The 19,378-nt window shown below is 41.5% G+C and carries 15 protein-coding genes; 12 read left to right on the top strand and 3 right to left on the bottom strand.

Going from position 1 to position 19,378, the window contains the following annotated elements; translation table 11 throughout:
- Positions 1-15: 15 nt before the first annotated feature.
- On the bottom strand, positions 16-2,826 hold the full coding sequence (locus ACPFYS_RS05360) for an ATP-dependent helicase (protein WP_427876481.1): 2,811 nt from the start codon (positions 2,824-2,826) through the stop codon (positions 16-18).
- Positions 2,827-3,026: 200 nt separating this feature from the next.
- Here ACPFYS_RS05360 and ACPFYS_RS05355 point away from each other — a divergent pair, with 200 nt between their 5' ends.
- The 7 genes from ACPFYS_RS05355 to ACPFYS_RS05325 all read left to right on the top strand — a co-directional run bounded on the left by ACPFYS_RS05355 (position 3,027) and on the right by ACPFYS_RS05325 (position 10,184).
- Positions 3,027-3,611: a xanthine phosphoribosyltransferase gene (locus ACPFYS_RS05355; protein ID WP_427877674.1), complete on the top strand. Its 585-nt coding sequence runs from the start codon at positions 3,027-3,029 to the stop codon at positions 3,609-3,611.
- A 282-nt stretch (positions 3,612-3,893) separates the two neighbouring features.
- On the top strand, positions 3,894-5,108 hold the full coding sequence (locus ACPFYS_RS05350; protein WP_427876479.1) for an acetyl-CoA C-acyltransferase: 1,215 nt from the start codon (positions 3,894-3,896) through the stop codon (positions 5,106-5,108).
- Between the two features lie 28 nt (positions 5,109-5,136).
- Complete coding sequence (locus ACPFYS_RS05345; protein ID WP_427876478.1) at positions 5,137-6,591, top strand: hydroxymethylglutaryl-CoA reductase, degradative; 1,455 nt, start codon at positions 5,137-5,139, stop codon at positions 6,589-6,591.
- A gap of 36 nt (positions 6,592-6,627) precedes the next feature.
- Positions 6,628-7,899, top strand: a complete 1,272-nt coding sequence (locus tag ACPFYS_RS05340; protein ID WP_427876476.1) for a hydroxymethylglutaryl-CoA synthase — start codon at positions 6,628-6,630, stop codon at positions 7,897-7,899.
- Positions 7,900-8,248: 349 nt separating this feature from the next.
- Positions 8,249-9,304, top strand: coding sequence for a type I glyceraldehyde-3-phosphate dehydrogenase (gap, locus tag ACPFYS_RS05335; protein ID WP_427876474.1), 1,056 nt, complete (start codon positions 8,249-8,251; stop codon positions 9,302-9,304).
- 226 nt (positions 9,305-9,530) lie between these two features.
- Entirely contained in the window at positions 9,531-10,031 is a 501-nt protein-coding gene (ybaK, locus tag ACPFYS_RS05330; protein WP_427876472.1) for a Cys-tRNA(Pro) deacylase, read from the top strand.
- A 78-nt stretch (positions 10,032-10,109) separates the two neighbouring features.
- Positions 10,110-10,184 (top strand): 50S ribosomal protein bL37, encoded by a 75-nt coding sequence (locus tag ACPFYS_RS05325; RefSeq protein WP_369803150.1) that lies wholly within the window; start codon positions 10,110-10,112, stop codon positions 10,182-10,184.
- Between the two features lie 280 nt (positions 10,185-10,464).
- Here ACPFYS_RS05325 and ACPFYS_RS05320 read toward each other — a convergent pair whose 3' ends face one another.
- Positions 10,465-11,043 (bottom strand): sigma-70 family RNA polymerase sigma factor, encoded by a 579-nt coding sequence (locus tag ACPFYS_RS05320; RefSeq protein ID WP_427877673.1) that lies wholly within the window; start codon positions 11,041-11,043, stop codon positions 10,465-10,467.
- 215 nt (positions 11,044-11,258) lie between these two features.
- Here ACPFYS_RS05320 and ACPFYS_RS05315 point away from each other — a divergent pair, with 215 nt between their 5' ends.
- The 4 genes from ACPFYS_RS05315 to ACPFYS_RS05300 all read left to right on the top strand — a co-directional run bounded on the left by ACPFYS_RS05315 (position 11,259) and on the right by ACPFYS_RS05300 (position 16,011).
- The gene (locus tag ACPFYS_RS05315; RefSeq protein WP_427877672.1) at positions 11,259-12,038 is read left to right on the top strand and encodes an exonuclease domain-containing protein; all 780 of its coding nucleotides are present in this window, start codon (positions 11,259-11,261) and stop codon (positions 12,036-12,038) included.
- A 101-nt stretch (positions 12,039-12,139) separates the two neighbouring features.
- Positions 12,140-13,876: a UDP-N-acetylmuramoyl-L-alanyl-D-glutamate--2,6-diaminopimelate ligase gene (locus ACPFYS_RS05310; protein ID WP_427876470.1), complete on the top strand. Its 1,737-nt coding sequence runs from the start codon at positions 12,140-12,142 to the stop codon at positions 13,874-13,876.
- 125 nt (positions 13,877-14,001) lie between these two features.
- On the top strand, positions 14,002-15,243 hold the full coding sequence (locus ACPFYS_RS05305) for a carboxylate--amine ligase (protein WP_427876468.1): 1,242 nt from the start codon (positions 14,002-14,004) through the stop codon (positions 15,241-15,243).
- 39 nt (positions 15,244-15,282) lie between these two features.
- Positions 15,283-16,011 carry an aspartate/glutamate racemase family protein gene (locus ACPFYS_RS05300; RefSeq protein WP_427876466.1) on the top strand — a complete coding sequence of 243 codons (729 nt, stop codon included), beginning with the start codon at positions 15,283-15,285 and terminating at the stop codon, positions 16,009-16,011.
- Positions 16,012-16,023: 12 nt separating this feature from the next.
- Here ACPFYS_RS05300 and ACPFYS_RS05295 read toward each other — a convergent pair whose 3' ends face one another.
- Entirely contained in the window at positions 16,024-17,487 is a 1,464-nt protein-coding gene (locus tag ACPFYS_RS05295; protein WP_427876464.1) for a bifunctional folylpolyglutamate synthase/dihydrofolate synthase, read from the bottom strand.
- A 260-nt stretch (positions 17,488-17,747) separates the two neighbouring features.
- On the opposite strand from ACPFYS_RS05295, the gene ACPFYS_RS05290 reads away from it, so the two are divergent.
- A complete protein-coding gene (locus tag ACPFYS_RS05290; protein WP_427876462.1) occupies positions 17,748-19,343 on the top strand; it encodes an aminopeptidase P family protein in 1,596 nt (531 codons plus the stop codon).
- Positions 19,344-19,378: the final 35 nt, after the last annotated feature.

Genomic DNA, 19,378 nt, shown 5'->3' with positions numbered 1-19,378 from the left:
ATAAAATAAAATATTTTACAATTTCTCTATAGGCGCAATACGAAGCATTAAGCGTTTCACGCCATCGGAACCAAAATCAACAGTAATAATAGAGTTACGTCCTTTATCTTGAGTTGCAAGAACTGTTCCTAATCCGTAAGTATCATGTGTGATTTTGTCTCCGATTTGAAAATCTTGAATGTTGAGATTGTTGTCTTTATCCACGGAACCAGTACCTTTAGAAGAAGATAGAGAAGAAAATGCAGAACTTGACTTTTTGCCAGATTTTTCTGCAGATATTGCGGTAATTTTGCGCGTTTTTACTTCACTAGATTTAGACCACTTAGATCTAGAACCGTAAGAAGAACCGTAGGAAGAGCCGTAAGAAGAGCCGTAAGAAGAACCGTAAGATTTATTGTAGTTATTAGACTTTCTAGAACCGTACGATTTACTAGAACTGTACGAACTTCCGCCGAAAGTTGTTTTTTTGCCAAAAGCATCACTAAAATCATCATCCCAGCTATCAAAATCACTATCAAAATCATCGCTGAAATCGTCATCAAAATCGCTATGCTTACGCAAACGACCACCTAAACGCTCAACATCCGATTCACGACGCTTCCAATCAATCAAATTATCTGGGATTTCATCCAAAAATTGGCTTGGCAACATATCTTGAGCTTGACCCCATTGAGATCTTACAGAAGCGCGAGTTACATATAATTTCTGCTTCGCGCGCGTAATACCAACGTACGCAAGCCTACGCTCTTCACAAAGCTCATCTTCGTCATCCAATGCACGAGAATGCGGAAAAGTACCCTGCTCCATTCCAGTTAAAAACACAACCGGATATTCCAAACCTTTAGCAGTATGCAAAGTCATCAAAGTAACTTTACCAGTATTCTCATTCTCACCAGGCAATTGATCAGAATCAGCTACGAGAGCAGTAGTTTCAAGGAATCCAGCAACATTAGCATCCGGAGTATTTTGTTCATATTCAGCAGCAACAGACTGCAACTGCGACAAATTATCAACTCTTGAAGCATCCTGAGGATCTTCAGAACGTTGCAAATCCGCTAATAAACCACTTTCTTGTAAAATACTTGCTATTACTTCAGAAGGCTTAGAATAATTGTCTTGCATACATAACATCAGATTATGCATTAACTCACGAAACTCTTTGAGTTTGCTTAGAGTTCTAGTTGATACTCCTTCAATTGATTCCAAATGTTCTAAAGCCTGCCAGAAGCTCACTTCATGACTTTGCGCATACATAGTAAGAATAGATTCTGCGCGAGGACCAAGTCCGCGTTTTGGAACGTTCAAAATTCGGCGCATATTAACGTCATCATCCGGATTTGCCATAGACTGCAAGTATGCGAGCGCATCCTTTACTTCGCGACGTTCGTAAAACTTAGTTCCACCAACCAGCTGATACGGCAATCCTGCCTTAACAAGTGCGTCTTCTAACGAACGCGACTGCGCATTAGCACGATACATAATTGCCATATCAGAGTACGCAATGCCTTCCTCTCCTGCTAATCGCGCTATTTCCTTAGCAACCCAAGCTGCTTCTTGTTGAGCGTTGTCAGCTGCGTAACCAGTAATTGCAGACCCCTCGCCTAACGCTGTCCACAATTTTTTAGGCTTTCGAGACTTGTTGTGAGAAATAACAGCATTTGCAGCATCCAAAATTGTTTGAGTAGATCGATAATTTTGCTCAAGCATAATAGTTTTGGCGTTAGGAAAATCTTTCTCAAAATCTTGAATATTGCGGATATCTGCTCCACGAAAAGCGTAAATTGACTGGTCTGAGTCTCCTACGACTGTGATAGAAGCGGGTGCATCAATATTATCTTGCGACATCACTTGCTGTTTTACGTCAACTCCAGCAAGCTCTCGAATAAGCTCATATTGAGCATGATTAGTATCCTGATATTCGTCTACTAAAATATAGCGGAACTTATGACGATAATATTTAGCAGCTTCTGGCACTTCGCGCATGAGTTGCACAGTTCGCATAATTAAATCATCAAAATCAACAGCATTTGCTTGAGCTAAGCGATGCTGATACTCTGCGTAAATTGTGGCATAAACAGCATCATAATTACCAGCGTGCGCAATTTGTTGACCTGCAACACCTGGCTTGTAATCGTTTGCATACATATCAAGCTGCTCGCGCCAACTAATTAAACTATTTTTGCAATCTGAAATTTTGCTTAAAATATTGCGAGGAGTAAAACGTTTAATATCAACGTTTAACTCTGTGGCAATAATTTTTACTAAACGCTCGCAATCTGCAGTATCGTAAATAGAAAAGCCTGGTTTTAAGCCAATATTTTCGCCTGATTTTCGTAATATTTTTACGCATGCAGAGTGAAATGTTGAAACCCACATTGTGTTAGCGCAGTTTCCGATAAGATTTGCTAATCGTTCACGCATTTCTAAAGCTGCTTTGTTTGTAAATGTAATTGCAAGAATTTGGCTTGGCCACACGCCTTCTTTGCTTAGAATCCAGGCGATTCTGCGCGTAAGAACTCGTGTTTTTCCACTTCCTGCACCTGCTCCGATTAGTAAAGCTGGACCATCGTACTTAACTGCCTGTAATTGTTGAGGGTTTAATCCATTAAGTAGAGTGCTTTCATCTGCAGTAATATTTGGAAGATCATAGTAATGCGAAGTTGTTTCTGTAGGAGCAGTAGACGCAGCCTGAGCAGGACTTTCATCGTAAACTATGTTTTGATTATTTGCTAAGCTTTCCGCACTATTCTTAGCACTAGCAGAAATATTGGATTCATCATCTACAGGATTACCCAATAAATCACTAACATAGCCATAATTACTCATACTGCACTCTCCATTACCACTTAAAGCAAAACTCTCCCCCACATTCTGCTTTTACACGCATTTAATATGGTTTACCACATGGCTGAGTCGTTTCTATAAAATTGTGTCATAAGTCTGGGTAAGCTTAAGCATACTGCAAATTAAACATGTTACAGCAAAGTTTAAATAGCGAAACTGTATATGCTAAGAAAGGGCACATTGTGCAAGAACTAGAAGAACGCATTCGCAAAGACGGTATCGTAAAACCTGGCAATGTCTTAAAAGTGGACGCTTTTTTGAACCATCAATGCGACGTGACTTTGTTTGATCACATGGGTGCTTCCTGGGCTGAACATTTTAAAAATGCAAATATTACAAAAATTCTAACTATTGAAGCGTCTGGAATTGGTATTGCATGCGTAGTAGCAAGGCATTTTGGTAATGTTTCTGTAGTTTTTGCTAAAAAAGCTCAGTCTATAAATCTTGACGGTGACCAATATGTTTCTACTGTTTTCTCGTTCACAAAGCAGCGCGAGTTTCCTGTAATAGTGTCTCGCAAATATTTGAGTTCTGAAGATCGTGTACTAATTTTGGATGATTTTTTGGCTAACGGAAACGCTTTGCAAGGTTTAATAGATATTTGTAAACATGCTGGCGCTACTGTAGCAGGAATTGGAATCGCAATAGAAAAGGGCTTCCAGGGCGGCGGTGACGTTTTGCGCAAAGCTGGATATGATTTGGATTCTCTTGCTATTGTTGATTCAATGAACCCAGCAGACGGATCTATTTCCTTCCGTGAACAATGAAATCAGCACACACAAAAGCAATAAAAGCAGTAAAAACAGTAAAAGCTTGGAGCACAATTTTAAATACAGCGTGGAAAATTATGTTCGCAAGTACACAAGCGCAAAATGAGAATTTATTATAAAAATTTAATATAAAAACTTATTATAAAAAATATTGAAAATGTGAAAAAAACGAGAAGAATTTTTGTAGATTCTCGTTTTTACTGAAGAATACGATAGAGTAGTTCGGTTGGCATACTGCAATACACATTGCAATAAACAATTGATTAGGTGGCTAAACATATGACTGAAGTGGTGATTGCGAGCGCTGCACGTACACCTATTGGTAAATTCGGCGGCAGCTTATCTTCGCTTTCCTCAGTTGATTTAGGAACTATCGCAGCTAAAGCTGCAATAGAACGCGCTGGACTAACTGGCAGCGACGTAGATCAAGCTATTTTTGGAAACGTATTGCAGGCTGGTAGTGGGCAAAATGTAGCTAGGCAAATCGCATTACGTGCAGGTTTAGACACTTCCAGCTGTGCTATGACAATTAACGAAGTATGTGGATCTGGATTAAAAGCAGTACGCTTAGCACAAGCTGCAATAGTAATGGGCGATGCGCAAGTAGTAGTAGCTGGCGGCACAGAAAGCATGAGCAACGTTCCATTTTACGCAAACAACGCGCGATTTAATGGACACAAATACGGAAATTTTGCGCTTGTTGACGGCTTACAACGCGACGGCTTAAACGACGCTTTTACAGGTGACGCAATGGGAGTTACTGCAGAAAACGTTGCAGCGAAATTTGGTATTACTCGCAAAGCGCAAGATATTTTCGCACTAAAATCTCACCAAAAAGCTGTAGCAGCATGGGAAAAAGGCGAATTTAATGCAGAAATCGTTCCAGTAAAATTGGATGACGGCACAATCGTATCTAAAGATGAACATCCAAGAGCTGACACGTCTTTAGAACGTTTAGCAAAACTTCGTACACTTTTTAAAACTTCAGATGAATCAGATAATTCTCACGTATCAACAGTAACAGCTGGAAATGCAAGCGGAATAAACGACGGTGCCGCAGCACTCGTGCTAATGAGCAAAGACTACGCTACTGAACACAAAATCGAGTATCTTGCAGAAATAGTGGGATTTGCAGAAGGCGGAATCGACCCAGATTTAATGGGTTATGCTCCGAAACACGTTATGGAACGAATGCTAAATTCTACTGAAAGTAACGTTAAAAACATTGATTTATTTGAGATCAATGAAGCATTCGCCGCACAAAGTATTGCAGTTTCTGAACAACTTCATATTGACGAATCAAAACTAAACGTTAGAGGCGGCGCAATCGCATTAGGACATCCACTTGGAGCTAGCGGAGCAAGAATCTTAACTACGCTAATATATGCTTTACGCGATCGAAAGCAGCAAAATGGCGTTGCTGCATTATGCGTAGGCGGCGGAATTGGAGTCGCAATGCAAATTAGGATGAACAACCTTCAGCAACATGCGTAGTCAACACAAATCATTGGGGTGATTTCAAATGACTGCTTTTCGTGAATTAAGCGTAGAACAGCGCATAAAAACTTTACAAAATGAAGGAAAAATAAACGAAACTGAAGCAGATTTGTTGCTTAAACAGCTTGCGCAAAGTTCTGACGCTACAATTCCAGCAGACGTTGCGAATCATATGATTGAAAATCAGATTGGAAAGTACACTCTTCCAGTTGGCATTGTGCGTGGGCTGATTGTAAACGGCGAAAAACGCGACATTCTTGTGGCTACAGAAGAGCCGTCCGTAATTGCGGCTGCATGCAACGGAGCGCGGATTGCTGCAACAAACGTTGTGGAGCAGAATGCTGCAACAAGCGTTGTGGAGCAGAATGCTGTAACAAGCGTTAAAAACTGCGTTATTGCAAACGAAGCAGAATGCGGAAATTTTGAAGCAGAATGCGGGATTAACGAAACAGAATGCGGGATTATTGCGCACTCACCACAATACGTAACAACTGCACAAATAATTTTTGAAGACGCGGATTCAAGCGTGGCAGCGCGTTTGAATGAAATTGTTGAAGATAATGAAAAGGTAGAAGATCTGCTACGCATTGCAAACGAATCACACCCATCAATGGTTAAAAGGGGTGGCGGCGCGCGAAAATGCCGCGATTCAGCTTTTAACGGCTTCGCCAAACTGGAAATTGACGTAGACACATGCGATGCAATGGGAGCAAACACCGTGAACACTATGGGCGAAGCCGTAAAAGCCCAGCTGGAAAGCTGGCTCGGCGTAGAGGCGCTTGCGGCGATTCTTACCAACACAAGCCGCGTTGCTACCACGGCACAAGTGCGCATACCTGTTGAAGCGCTAGCATCCAGGCGGCTTGAAGAATCTGAACGCGAGGATGAAGGGAAGCGCCTCGCACGCCGAATCGCGGCATTAAGCGCGCTAGCCGCCAGCGATCCGGCACGCGCCGCCACGCACAACAAAGGAATCCTAAACGGCATTTTAGGAGCCGCGCTCGCGTCAGGAAATGATACGCGAGCGCTAGAAGCCGCAGCGCATGCGTGGGCGGCGCGTACCGGTCGCTACCTACCACTATCAACTTGGAAAATCGAAACACTAAACGAACAAACCATACTCAGTGGTCGTATTGAAATTCCGCTACAAATAGGCATTGTTGGCGGATCAATCTCCTCTCTTCCAATGGCAAAACTCGCGATCAAAATAGGCAAATATAAGAACGCAAACGATTTTAGAAACACTCTTGCAGCACTCGGCTTAGTACAAAATCTCGCGGCTCTTCTAGCACTAGCAGGCCCCGGTATTCAAGCAGGTCACATGAAGCTGCAGTCGTCAAATCTTGCTATAGCTGCAGGAGCAAAAGACGCAGAAATAGCTGAAATTTCACATAATATTCTGCAACTTGATCCTGCAGAACGAACTATACAAAATGCCGTGCAACTGCTTAAAAAATTACGAGAATCAAAACAAAATTAAGAAACTTGATAAAAACTTGATGGAAATTTGAGGAAAATGAATACTACAAATAATACTGAAACGTCACCACTTACAGAAGTCGATTCACCACTTACAGTCGGCATAGATCACATCTCTTTTGCAACACCTCATTACTACCTTAATCTTGCAGAACTAGCAGAACACCGAGGAATTGACCCTAATAAATTCACAATCGGTATCGGTCAAAGCGAGCAGGCAGTTCCACCAAATCATCAAGACATCGTAACTCTCGCAGCTCAAGCCGCACTCCCCCTTATGCCTCATATCGACAGCAATCGCCTAAAAATGCTAATCGTCGGCACAGAAAGCGGTATAGATGCAAGCAAATCTAGTGCTTTGTACGTTCATAAACTGCTAAAACTTACGCCTTGGGTTCGTTGCATTGAAGTAAAAGAAGCATGTTACGGCGGTACTGCAGCTCTTATGATGGCCTGCGACTACGTGCGCGCACATGCCGATTTGCAACCGCAAGTACTTGTTATAGCATCCGATATTGCACGCTACGGACTTTCTACTCCTGGCGAAGTAACTCAGGGCGCTGGAGCTGTGGCAATGCTGATAAGCGCAAATCCACATGTGCTAGAAATTAACGACGATAGCGTTGTAAAATCTGCTGATATTCAAGACTTTTGGAGACCTGTTTATCAGGATACTGCTCTTGCTCGCGGAAAATTCTCAACCGAACAGTACATACAGTTCTTCTGCGACGTGTGGCAAAAGTACTCTGCACAAAATAATTGCGATTTCAACGATTTTGCAGCTATGTGCTTCCACTTGCCATATACAAAAATGGGTTTGAAAGCTCTTAACACAGCTATGGATTCTTGCAATTTCGGTAGCGTTTATGAAGCATCACGCGAGCGCTTGCTTTCGAATTACGAAACTAGTACGAAATACAGTCGTCGTGTTGGAAATATTTATACTGGTTCCTTGTATTTAGGTTTGCTATCTTTGCTTGAGTTAGATGGAAAATACGGTTGCGATAATGAAACTAACTCGCTTAAAGAAGGCGATAAGATTGGCCTATTTTCTTACGGTTCCGGCGCTGTTGGCGAGTTCTTTAGCGGCAAACTTGTGCCAGGATTTAGGGATTCACTTTTAACTAAAGAACATGCGAATATGCTTGATTCACGCAAACGCTTAAGTGTTGATGAGTATGAAGATATGTTTTCTAGCGTTGCACCTTACACTCCGGAAGATTTCGTAAGTAGCAAATCTTACCGCGAATGTGCACACTTCTTCTTAGACGGCATCTCATCTCAAGAGCGCCACTACTATGCTCGCTAATCTGCAGATAGTAATTTATTTTCTATGTGTTGATTGCTTTCAGATAAAGCTTTGCTAAGAGCGCAATCAACCCTCTACAAATATCTAACAAAATCAAACATTAACAAATCAAAAATTGCACAAAAACACTCACAAAAACGAAGAATTACAACCAGTTTTACGCCGATTTCAAACAGAACATTTATATAACAGAAAATTTAAATAGTCGTACATGCCGCACATTAAAATGAACACCGTTAATTCAATAACGAAGGTCTTATCGTAATAATTTGCATAAAAATCGCAAGATTACGTATTTGTCAATTTGCAAATTTTGCGCATGAAGATCTTTACTCAAGGGAGAACCCACATGACAGTCAAGATTGGTATTAACGGTTTCGGTCGTATCGGTCGTCTCGCATTCCGTCGTATTTTTGAGCTTCAAGCTCGTGGCGGCCAGGCCGGTGATATCGAAGTCGCAGCCATCAACGATCTGACCACTCCTTCCATGCTTGCTTACTTGCTTAAGTACGACAGCACGCATGGCACTTTCCGCCACGATGACGGCACTCCAGTTGAGGTAACCTCCACCGAAGATGCCATCGTAGTAGATGGCAAGACCTATAAGGTTTACGCAGAAAAAGACGCAAACAATATTCCATGGGTTAAGAACGATGGTGTTGAATTCGTACTCGAATGCACCGGCTTCTACACTTCTGCTGAAAAGTCCCAGGCTCACTTGAACGCTGGAGCTAAGAAGGTTCTTATCTCTGCTCCTGCTAAGGACGAGACCACCCCAACCGTTGTGTTCGGCGTAAATCACGAAATCTTGAAGGCCTCTGACAACATTGTGTCCGCAGGCTCCTGCACAACCAATTCCATGGCCGCCATGGTAAAGCTCTTGCAGGATAACTGGGGCATCAAGTCCGGCTTCATGACTACCATCCACGCTTACACCGGAACTCAGATGATTCTCGATGGCCCACGCGGCTCCAAGCCACGCAACAACCGTTCTGCAGCTTGCAACACCATCGAGCACTCCACCGGTGCTGCTAAGGCAATCGGCAAGGTTGTTCCAGAAGTTAACGGTAAACTTCAGGGTCACGCACAGCGTATTCAGGTTCCAGATGGCTCCGTTACCGAGTTGACAACCGTTCTTGAGAAGCCAGCTACCGCTGAAGAAATCAACGAAGCTTTCAAGAAGGCATTTGAGAACTGCGAATACTTCGGCTACAACGCTGACAGCATCGTGTCTTCTGACATCATCGGCGACACCCACGGTGGCGTTTTTGATCCAACTCAGACCGATGTGAACACTGTTGATGGTGTAACTTTGGCTCGTACCGTCACCTTCTATGACAACGAGTACGGTTTCACTTCTAACATGATTCGCACTCTCCTTTACTTCGCTGAAATCTCTGAGTGATTTCTAAGAAGAAAGTCAGAATCAATCTGATTTTTGCGAAAATTTAATTAAACCCCTTGTTGCGCTTAAGCTAGCATCTAAAATAACGGATACTAATAAGCTAAGCGTTCAAGGGGTTTATTTTTAGACTTTCAGATTTTATGTACTTTAAGTCAACAGTCGGTATAGCATATCATGTAATGAAATATAAGCATCATAAAAGTAGCAAAAGTCAGGGGAAATCAAAATGAGTAAAAAACATGCAGCAACAGGTAAAGCAACTCCAGCTATTGCACAACTAGAAAATGCAGGCATCACATTCCGAATAGCAGAATATGATCACGATGCCGATCATATGGATGAAGGCTACGGAATTGAAGCAGCAGAAAAACTTGGTGTAAGCGCAGCTCAAGTATGCAAAACACTTATGGTAGACACCGGAGAAAAACGAGTAGTCGGAATCGTACCTGTAAACGGAAGACTTAATATGAAAGCAATTGCTGGCGCTGTTCACGCGAAAAAAGCAAGCATGACAAGCCCAGAAGTTGCGCAACGAGAAAGCGGTTACGTAGTTGGAGGCATCTCCCCATTTGGGCAGCGAACTCAGCATGAAACTGTACTAGACTCAAGCGTTATGCAGTTTAGTGAGATTCTTGTATCTGGAGGTAAGCGCGGACTTGACGTTGTATTAAATCCTCAAGATATAGTATCGCTGCTAAATGCAACTGTTGCAGACATCGCAGCGTAATCGTAAAAATACAAACTAACGTCTCGGCAACGTGAGATAATCCCTAAGGTTGTTAATTCATCGTTAAGGAGTTCCATTATGGGTATGCGTGGACGTAAGCGCAAGGCGCGTCGCAAAAAGGCAGCAAATCACGGCAAAAGACCAAATGCCTGAGTTGTAGATTTGCCTATACATACTGTAAAGCCCGCTTTTACTGCGGGCTTTTTATTTTATACACAATTTTATATTAGGCTGAATCGTAGGCTGCTTGAGACATTAACGCAGAACGCAATCTGCACGAGTGTCCCAAAACAAGCAGAATGAGACACTAACGCAGAACGCAAACTGCACGAGTGTCCCAAAACAAGCAGAATGAGACACTAACGCAGAACGCAAACTGCAGCCACGTTCTATTTTTAATCCATAAGCCGCATTCCAATAATTAGCAATTAGTTTAATTATCGGAATTATAATCAGCTAACTCATTTTTAAGCTGTGTACGAGCGCGACTTAAACGGCTCATAACAGTACCAATCTTCACTCCCTGCTCTTTAGCGATCTGCTTATAAGATTTGCCATTAATTACAGCCTCAATAAAAACTTCTCTACGCTCCTTTGGCAAAGTTTTCAGCGCTGCCATAATTTCTTTAGGAGCAAATCTCTCCAAATATTCTTGTTCTGCAGAAAGCAAACCACTTGGAGCATGATTCGAAGCCTCATAAATATCCCAATCGTTATACTCACCAGTAGCATCATTTGCTCGCTGAGGACGACGCTTCGCCTTGGCATACTGATTAAAATACAAGTTACGCTCAATCCTACTAATCCACGCCCCAAAGTTGGTGCCAGGTTGGAAAGTAGAAAACGACTTAAACGCACGCTCAAAAGTATCTTGTACTAAATCTTGCGCATCTTGAGTATTATTCGTTAATCTTTTTGCTTGAGAATAAAGAGAATCAACTTGATCTGCAGAAAGCTGCTCAAATTGCTCATAAAGACTCTGCTGAGACGCAGTTCTACTTGCTACAGACATACGCAATTCGCGTAAGTTTCCCACATTTGCAGAATCATGTTGCTCACTCATAAAAACTATGATACTCGAAAAGCACCATACTTAATTAAGTTCACTATTGCAGATATTTGTAAATACTATTTACAAATACTATTTACAAATACATTTAACAGACTATTACATCCTCTTACAGATCACAGTGTGCCATAAACCGATGTTGAGGTAATATTGTGACTATGCCGACACATATAAAAGAACTTTTAAACGCTTTAGAAGAAGCTCCAACGCAAGCAGAAAACACTACTCTTGCAGAATCGTGGCTACTCGGATTTGATACCGAGACAACAGGCGCAATAATTGGCAAAGATGCCATAGTATCCGCAACCTTAGTATTACGAGACCCTAACGCAGGCCACAGCAAAGATGCTATATCTACTTGGTTAATCAACCCTCATCAACCAATGAATCCAAAAGCAAGTGAAGTAAACGGTTTTACTGACTCTTATTTGCAAAAAAACGGATTAGAACCAACAGAAGAACTAGAAATACTAGCTTTCGCAATAAGTAAAGCTCAATCTAAAAACATTCCACTTCTTGCATACAACGCTCCATTTGATGTAAAAATGCTGCAGCATGATCTTAAAAACTGGAATCTTAAATCATTGAAAGAACGTCCAGAAAGTTCCGTAAGTACTTTACAAAGTGGTGAAGTTCTTACAGTTGATCCTCTAGTAATAGATCGCGCTGTTTCTCGCCGTTCAGGAAAAAGAACTCTTACCATGACAACACAATTCTACGGCGTAGAGCCAATAGGTAACTTCCACGATGCTACTGCAGATACTGTTGCAGCAGTTGATCTTATAAAGCCTATTACTAAACTACATGAAGAACTCGCTCGAATGCCACTTAGTGAGATTATGAGCTGGCAACGAAACGCGTACAACCAGTGGAAAAATAGTTTTAACGATTGGCTTGTATCCATTGGAAAAGAGCCAATTAATGGTAGTTGGTTATGAATATAGTACAAGTAAATTGACAGATTTGAACGAAATCTGACCTGCACTTCAACTACACTAAATACATACAATTTTACGGATTTGGTAAGGAATAGTAACATATGATTCACTCAACGCTATCTTTAGCTGAAGCAAGTGAAATTCTACAGAAGCATAATTTACTTCGCGAAATGATTCAGCAGCAAACGAGCGTATCTGAGGAAGAAGTAAAAAAAGATACTACTCATTGCAAAACTGAAATTTGGTCCCTTGACGCTAATGCTTTTACTAAAGTAGATCTGCACAAGCCGTTTGCTCATGCGACTTACGATACGCGCGATATTAAACCTGGTACTTTACTTTTTATTAAAGGCAATTTTAAATCTGAATACCTTTTAGATGCAGATAGTAAAGGACTTGCAGCATACGTTGCTGAACAAAGTTACGCAAATTACACTAGCGCAATCGGCCTAATCGTTACAGACGCTCGTAAAGCAATGAGTATTCTTGCTGCAGCATTCTTCGGAAATCCGCAACAAAAACTTACTATTGTTGGAATTACTGGAACTAAAGGCAAAACAACTACAGCATACTTTACTCACGCTATTCTTAGTGCTTATTCTCACGGAAAAGCAGCACTGTTTTCTTCAGTAGACAATTGCGTTGACGGAAAAAATTATGTGGAATCGAATTTGACAACTCCGGAAAGTTTCGACGCGTTCTGCATGATGCGCGAGGCCGTTGATAGCGGTATGAAGTATCTTGTTATGGAAGTTTCCTCACAAGCATACAAAGTAAATCGCGTATACGGTCTTAAGTTTGATGTTGCTGCATTTTTGAACATCAGTCCTGATCACATTAGTCCTATAGAACACCCAACTTTTGAAGACTACTTGTATTGCAAGCGACAAATTATTGCAAATACCAAGCGTTTAGTATTAAACGCAGATACGGATCACGCAGATCTTCTATTACAAGATGCAAAACGTAATAATGTTCACGTCACAACCATCTCTCGCATAAAGAAAGAAGATATAGAAGACGTAGACGAAACTTGCGAAGAAACTGAACGCACTTGCGAAAATTATCCAAAACTTCTAACTCCTGATTATCTTGCAGTTCCTTCAGAAGATAGTGAAGCTCATTGCATAGCTGTTATCGATAGCAATGATGAAGATTGCTGCGAAGAACACGAAAAAGAAGCACAATACTCTATGATTGACACATTCTCGCTGTCAATTGCTGGAGATTTTAATTATGAAAACGCTTTAGCAGCCATAGCTATTGCAGGCGAATTAGGCGTTAATCAGAATACAGATTTACAAGCTTTGCATGCTATTGAAAAAGTTGAAATTTCTGGACGCATGGAAGTTTTTGAAGATACTCACTCAAATACGATTGCAGTTGTTGACTATGCGCACAATTATATTTCTACAAAATCTGTTATTGACTTTGTAGAAGAACGTTACGGAAAAGAGAATCCTAGAATAACGCTTGTAACAGGCTCAACAGGAGATAAAGCCGTAGATCGTCGTAAAGATATTGTTAACGCAGCACAGAATCGTATAGCTCAGTTTATTTTCACTACTGAAGATACAGATACTGAAGACGTGATGCATATTTGCGAGGATATGCAAAGTTATGTTACGAACACGAATGTTTCTTCACGCATTATCATCGACAGAGCAGAAGCTATTGAATACGCTTATAAAGATGCTATTAAAAATACGCAAGAAGAAGGAAGATTAAACGTTCTTCTTGCTATTGGAAAAGGTGACGAACGTTGGATTAAATCCAAGAGGAAGCATTTACCTTACGAAGGTGATTCGTTTATAGTAAAACGTCTTTTTGGATTGTAATAAACTGCTAAATAATGCTTAAGTAGCAATTAAATAGCACTTAAACAGCTTTTTAAATAACGCAACAAAATAGATAGAACAAACAAATAAAAGCAAAATTAGAAACAACAATAAAGAAGGTAGTAATGACTAACCAAAAATTCCAATCTGTACTTCTCGGAAGTGAGATTAACACTTATGGTATGGCTCGAGCATTCCATGAAGCATACGGCATTACTTCCATTGCCTTTGCGCATTTCCAGCTTTCCGCCACAAAATTTAGCAAGATTGTTGATGTGCGTCTTGTTCCAGGATTTGGCGAAATGCCTACGTTCCTAAATACTTTGGTTGAGTTTGCTAAAAATTGGAAGCAGGAACATCCTGATATCAAACTTCTGCTAATACCTTGCGGAGACGCGTATGCGAATATGATAACCCAGTACAGTGATGAGTTGCATAAGTATTACGAATTCCACGCGTTATCGAAAGAACTTAACCGTCAGTTAAGTCTTAAAAGCTCTTTCTATAAGACTTGCGAACAGTATAACCTTCCTCATCCAAAAACTTTAGTAGTAAACGCTGAAGAAGTTGCGGCCGGCGCATACAAAAATCTACCTTTCAAATTCCCTATTGCAATGAAGCCAGCAGACAGTGCTGAATGGGTTGATATTAATTTTGAAGGTCGTAAGAAAGCGTTTATTATAGATACGCCTGAAGAGCTTGATACGCTTATTAAACGCTCGTACAAGGCTGGCTACACTGGCGAAATGATTTTGCAAGATTTTATTCCTGGTGACGACAGTCACATGCGTGTACTTAATGCTTACGTTGACAGCGATCATCATGTTCGCATGATGTTCTTAGGTCATCCTCTGCTGGAAGACCCAACGCCAGAAGCAGTAGGTAATTATGCTGCAATTCTTCCAGATTATAATGAGGAAATTTTCCGCAATATTAAAGCATTTTTGGAAGATATTAACTATGTTGGTATAGCTAATTTTGATATGAAATATGATGAGCGCGACGGAAAGTATAAGCTTTTTGAAATCAACTTGCGTCAAGGTCGTTCTAGTTACTTCGTTACACTAAATGGCTTTAATCTTGCTAAATATTTCGTAGAAGATTTGATCGAGCATAAGCCTTTTGATGGAAATACTGTATTTGGACGCGGAGAAAAGCTGTGGATGGGAATTCCGCTATCAATTTTCCGCCGTTACGTGGTAGAAAGCGATGAAAAGAAGCGTTGCTTTGATATGATTCGCCATGGCAATTGGGGAACTACGCTAGAATATAAGAAAGATCTGAACCTGCTACGTTGGTTAATGCTTCGCCACATGTTTTCTATTTACAAGAAGCGTTATGCAGAATACTTCCGCACTAAAGCGTGAAAATAGGCGATACGCAGCTTACGAAGGGATTATGTTGTAATGAAACGACCGTTTTTTGCTGTACTTGGTGGCATGGGTACATTGGCGACGGAAAGTTATATTCGTTTACTTAACAAAGAGACGCACGCTCATAATGACCAAGAATTTTTAGATTATGTAGTGTTTAACGATGCATCTGTTCCAGATAGGACAGCGTACATTGTTGGCGACTCATCTGAAAGTCCCTTCCCTGCTCTTGCTGACGATATTGCTAAAGCGACGGCAATTGGAGCATCGTTTATTGTGCTTACTTGCAACACCGCGCACTATTTTTACGATAAGTTTCAGGAACTTACAAACGTACCAATAATGCACATGCCACGCGGTGCTGTAGCAGAAGTTGCTAAGCGTTATCCAAAATCTAAATGCAATAGAATCGGCTTTTTGGGCACTTCTGGCTCTCGTAAAGCAGGCGTATATCAGCACGCTATTGAAGAAGCAGGATACACATTTGTGGCACCAGATGACGAATTACAGCAGCGTATTACTTCGCTTATTTATGATGATGTAAAAGGTACAGGCGAACTTGATTTACATCGCTACGAGTCAGTATTAAGCGACATGCTTGACCCTTCAGGAACCTGCAATTGTGACGCTCTTATTCTAGGATGCACAGAATTAAGCGTTCTCAATGAAGCTTTCCCACTTCCGCAAATTCCAATAGTTGACGCGCAGGCAGTGTTAGTAAAAAACACTGTAGAAAAAGCTAAGTCTCTTAGAATTAAGTAACAAACAGATAACTTAATTCGCAGACTCGTCAATATTTGGGTGAATTGGCACTCGCTGCTCTTTTGGCTTTTTTAAGTCAGGATTTACACTCTCAACAAGCATTGTGCGCGCATCTCCTGCAGTTACAAAACTACCGCAAATAAGAACTCCGTGACCATAGCCCACACCAAGCTCATCGTCTTCATCAACCAGATTCACAGCCGTTTGAATAGCATCCGGAAGTTCGTCAACACGAATCACACGATCCCTGCCGAATACGCCTACAGCAATTTTTTCGAGATCTTCAGGTTCCATTACACGATCACGCCAAGAATTGCGTGTAACAATAATTTTCGTCAAAACAGGCTCAAGAACACCCAAATATTCTTCAACCTGTTTGTCTGCCATCATCGACACAACTCCAATAAGCTGCTCAAAATGATAGTTTTCTTCAATAGTTTCACGAAGAGACTCAGCAGCGTTAACGTTGTGACCACCGTCAATAATAATAGTCGGCGAAGTACGAACCTGCTCAATACGGCCTGGAACCTTAACTTGACTTAAAGCCTCAGCAACCAAATCGCCATCCAAAGCGCCGTTTACAGGAAGAACAACTTCCGCAGCAGCTAGAGCAGCCAAAGCATTATGCGCCTGATGTTTACCAAACTTATCAATCGGCACATCTTCATAAGTGCCCATCGGTGTACGCAAAGTAGCAACTTGTCCTCCAACTGCAGGTGTTCTAGAAACTACTTCAAGCTCTCCGTCACCGTAGGAAGAATCACGCAACAATGTAGCATGATTACGCTCTGCAACTTCCTTAATAATCGGCAAAACCTTTTCTTCATGAGGCTGAGGACCTAAAATCACCGTACAATTTGGCTTAATAATTCCGGCTTTAGTGCGCGCAATTTCTTCAACAGTGTTTCCAAGCCACTGCATGTGATCCATATCCACTGGGCCAATAATTGCAGCATCAGCGTTCATAACGTTAGTTGCATCCCACTCGCCGCCCATTCCGACTTCCATAACAGCAACGTCAACAGGAGCGTCCGCAAAAGCCCAAATTGCCATGGATGTAAGCACTTCAAAGAAGCTCATTTTCGGCTTACCATCAGCCTCCATACGAGCATCAACCATGTCAATAATGTCTTTCATCTGATCCCAAACGTCCACAAAATCATCGTCACTGATTTCCTGGCCGTCAATCATAATTCGCTCGTTTATGCGTTCCAAATGCGGAGAAGTATAAAGACCAGTACGCAAACCGTATGCTCGACAAATCGACTCAGCCATGCGAGCAGTAGAACCCTTACCGTTCGTGCCAGTTATGTGAATAACATGCATAGATTTTTCTGGATGGCCGAGAATATCAAGAATTAAGCGCATCCTATCTAAATCGAGATTAGTTTTATTATGTTCAGGGGCACGACTCATAATATTTCGCTCAATATCGATAATTCTTTCGCCGTTTATGTTTGGATTTTCCATAGACATAAATCCGCACTCCCCCTTAGTTTTTATACGCACGTACACTCGTTTTTCCAACTCTCTAGATTAGTTGATACCAACAACTAAATGCGTATAAGTCAATAAGATACGACTTTTTACTATATAAACACGCATTTGCTGCCATTTGTAAATTGCTTATAAAATCTCAGTTTTTTCTAAATAAAAACTCGCATAAGTATGTAAATCAGACTATGTTAGTGGTTATTGACTATCCGAATACGAAAAAGAGTTAAGGAGTCCTCAAAATGGCAGAAACTACGCCAACAGAACATGGCGAAAAGCTGAAAGCTGACGGTACACAAAAAGTTGAAGATCGAGTAAATAATCGCTCTCTTAGACCAAACAGTGATTCTTTCAAAGATTTTATGACAAGCAACTGGGATAATCAGGAGCCAGAAGTAAAGCCGCTCGAATCCAGCAAGTATATTCCTGCACGTTTAGAGGCATTAGGCAAACGTTTCCCAGGAGAACGCTTAGTAATTCCTGCAGGACAGCCAAAAGTGCGTAATAACGACTGCGATTACGCTTTTAGACCAGACACTACCTTTGCTTACTACACTGGATTAGGACAAGACTATGAAGCCGGTGCCGTACTTGTTATGGAACCTGTTAGCGAAGAAAGCGAAGAAGCTAAATCTGGTAAAACGCATGTTCCTGAACTTTTCGTAGCGCCACGAGCTGATAATAGCACAGACGGTTTCTACAAAGATCCTCACTACGGAGAATATTGGGTTGGCCCACGCGCAGGATTGAAAGAACTTAAAGCTATGACTGGCATTGAAACGCGCGATATTGCAGAACTTGATGATGCTCTTGCAAAGAACGTAAGCGACGATGCAAACGAGGAAGGCGTACACGTACGCATCATTCGAGAAACAGATCCTGAACTTACTGCAAAAGTTGAAGCAATGCGTGAAGCTAGCGGATTTACCGACGAAGACGCAAACACATCTTCCGATGATAAACTGCACGAATTTGCTGCAGAAGCACGTATGCTTAAGGACGATTACGAAATTCGCGAAATGCGCAAGGCTATTGCTGCAACAAAACAAGGTTTTGACCGCATGCTTACACGCTTGCCACATGCTCTCGGCAAGGAACATTCCGAGAGAATGATTGAAGGCGCATTTAACTCTGTTGCTCGTGAGGAAGGCAACGAAGTTGGTTACGATACGATTGTGGCATCCGGAAAACATGCGCCAATTTTGCACTGGATGCGAAACACTGGCGTAGTTTCTGACGGCGACTTGCTGCTTATTGATGCTGGCGTAGAAGTAAACAGTCTCTATACTGCTGACATTACGAGAACCTTCCCAACAAATGGTAAATTTACTGATTTGCAAAAGAAGCTTTACCAGTGCGTTCTTGACGCTCAGCAAGCCGGTTTCGAGGCAGCTAAACCTGGCGCAACTTACTCTGATATTCACCATGCATGCATGCGCGTATTAGCTGAGCACTTGCACGAGTGGGGTATTTTGAAAGTAAGTGTCGAAGAATCCCTTTCTCCGGAAGGTCAGCAGCATCGTCGCTGGCATGCGTGTGGTGTAGCTCACCATCTTGGTTTGGATGTGCATGATTGTGCACAGGCACGTTATGAGTCTTATCAGGGCGCAAAGATTACACCAGGAATGATTTTTACAATCGAACCAGGCTTGTACTTTGCAGCTAACGATTTACTTCTTCCTGAAGAAATGCGCGGAATCGGTATTCGTATTGAAGACGACGTTTTAATGACAGAAAACGGTCCAGAATGGCTTTCTATCGATATTCCAAAACAGATTGATGACGTAGAAGCTTGGATGGCCGAACGTGCTAAAAAAGATGATATTTTTGAGAATTAAATATTAAAATTATTAAATCAAAAAATTAGATCATA

This window comes from Gardnerella sp. 2492 (genome assembly GCF_050320365.1).
GTDB lineage: Bacteria > Actinomycetota > Actinomycetes > Actinomycetales > Bifidobacteriaceae > Bifidobacterium.
This window is presented reverse-complemented; position numbering and strand designations above follow the sequence as displayed.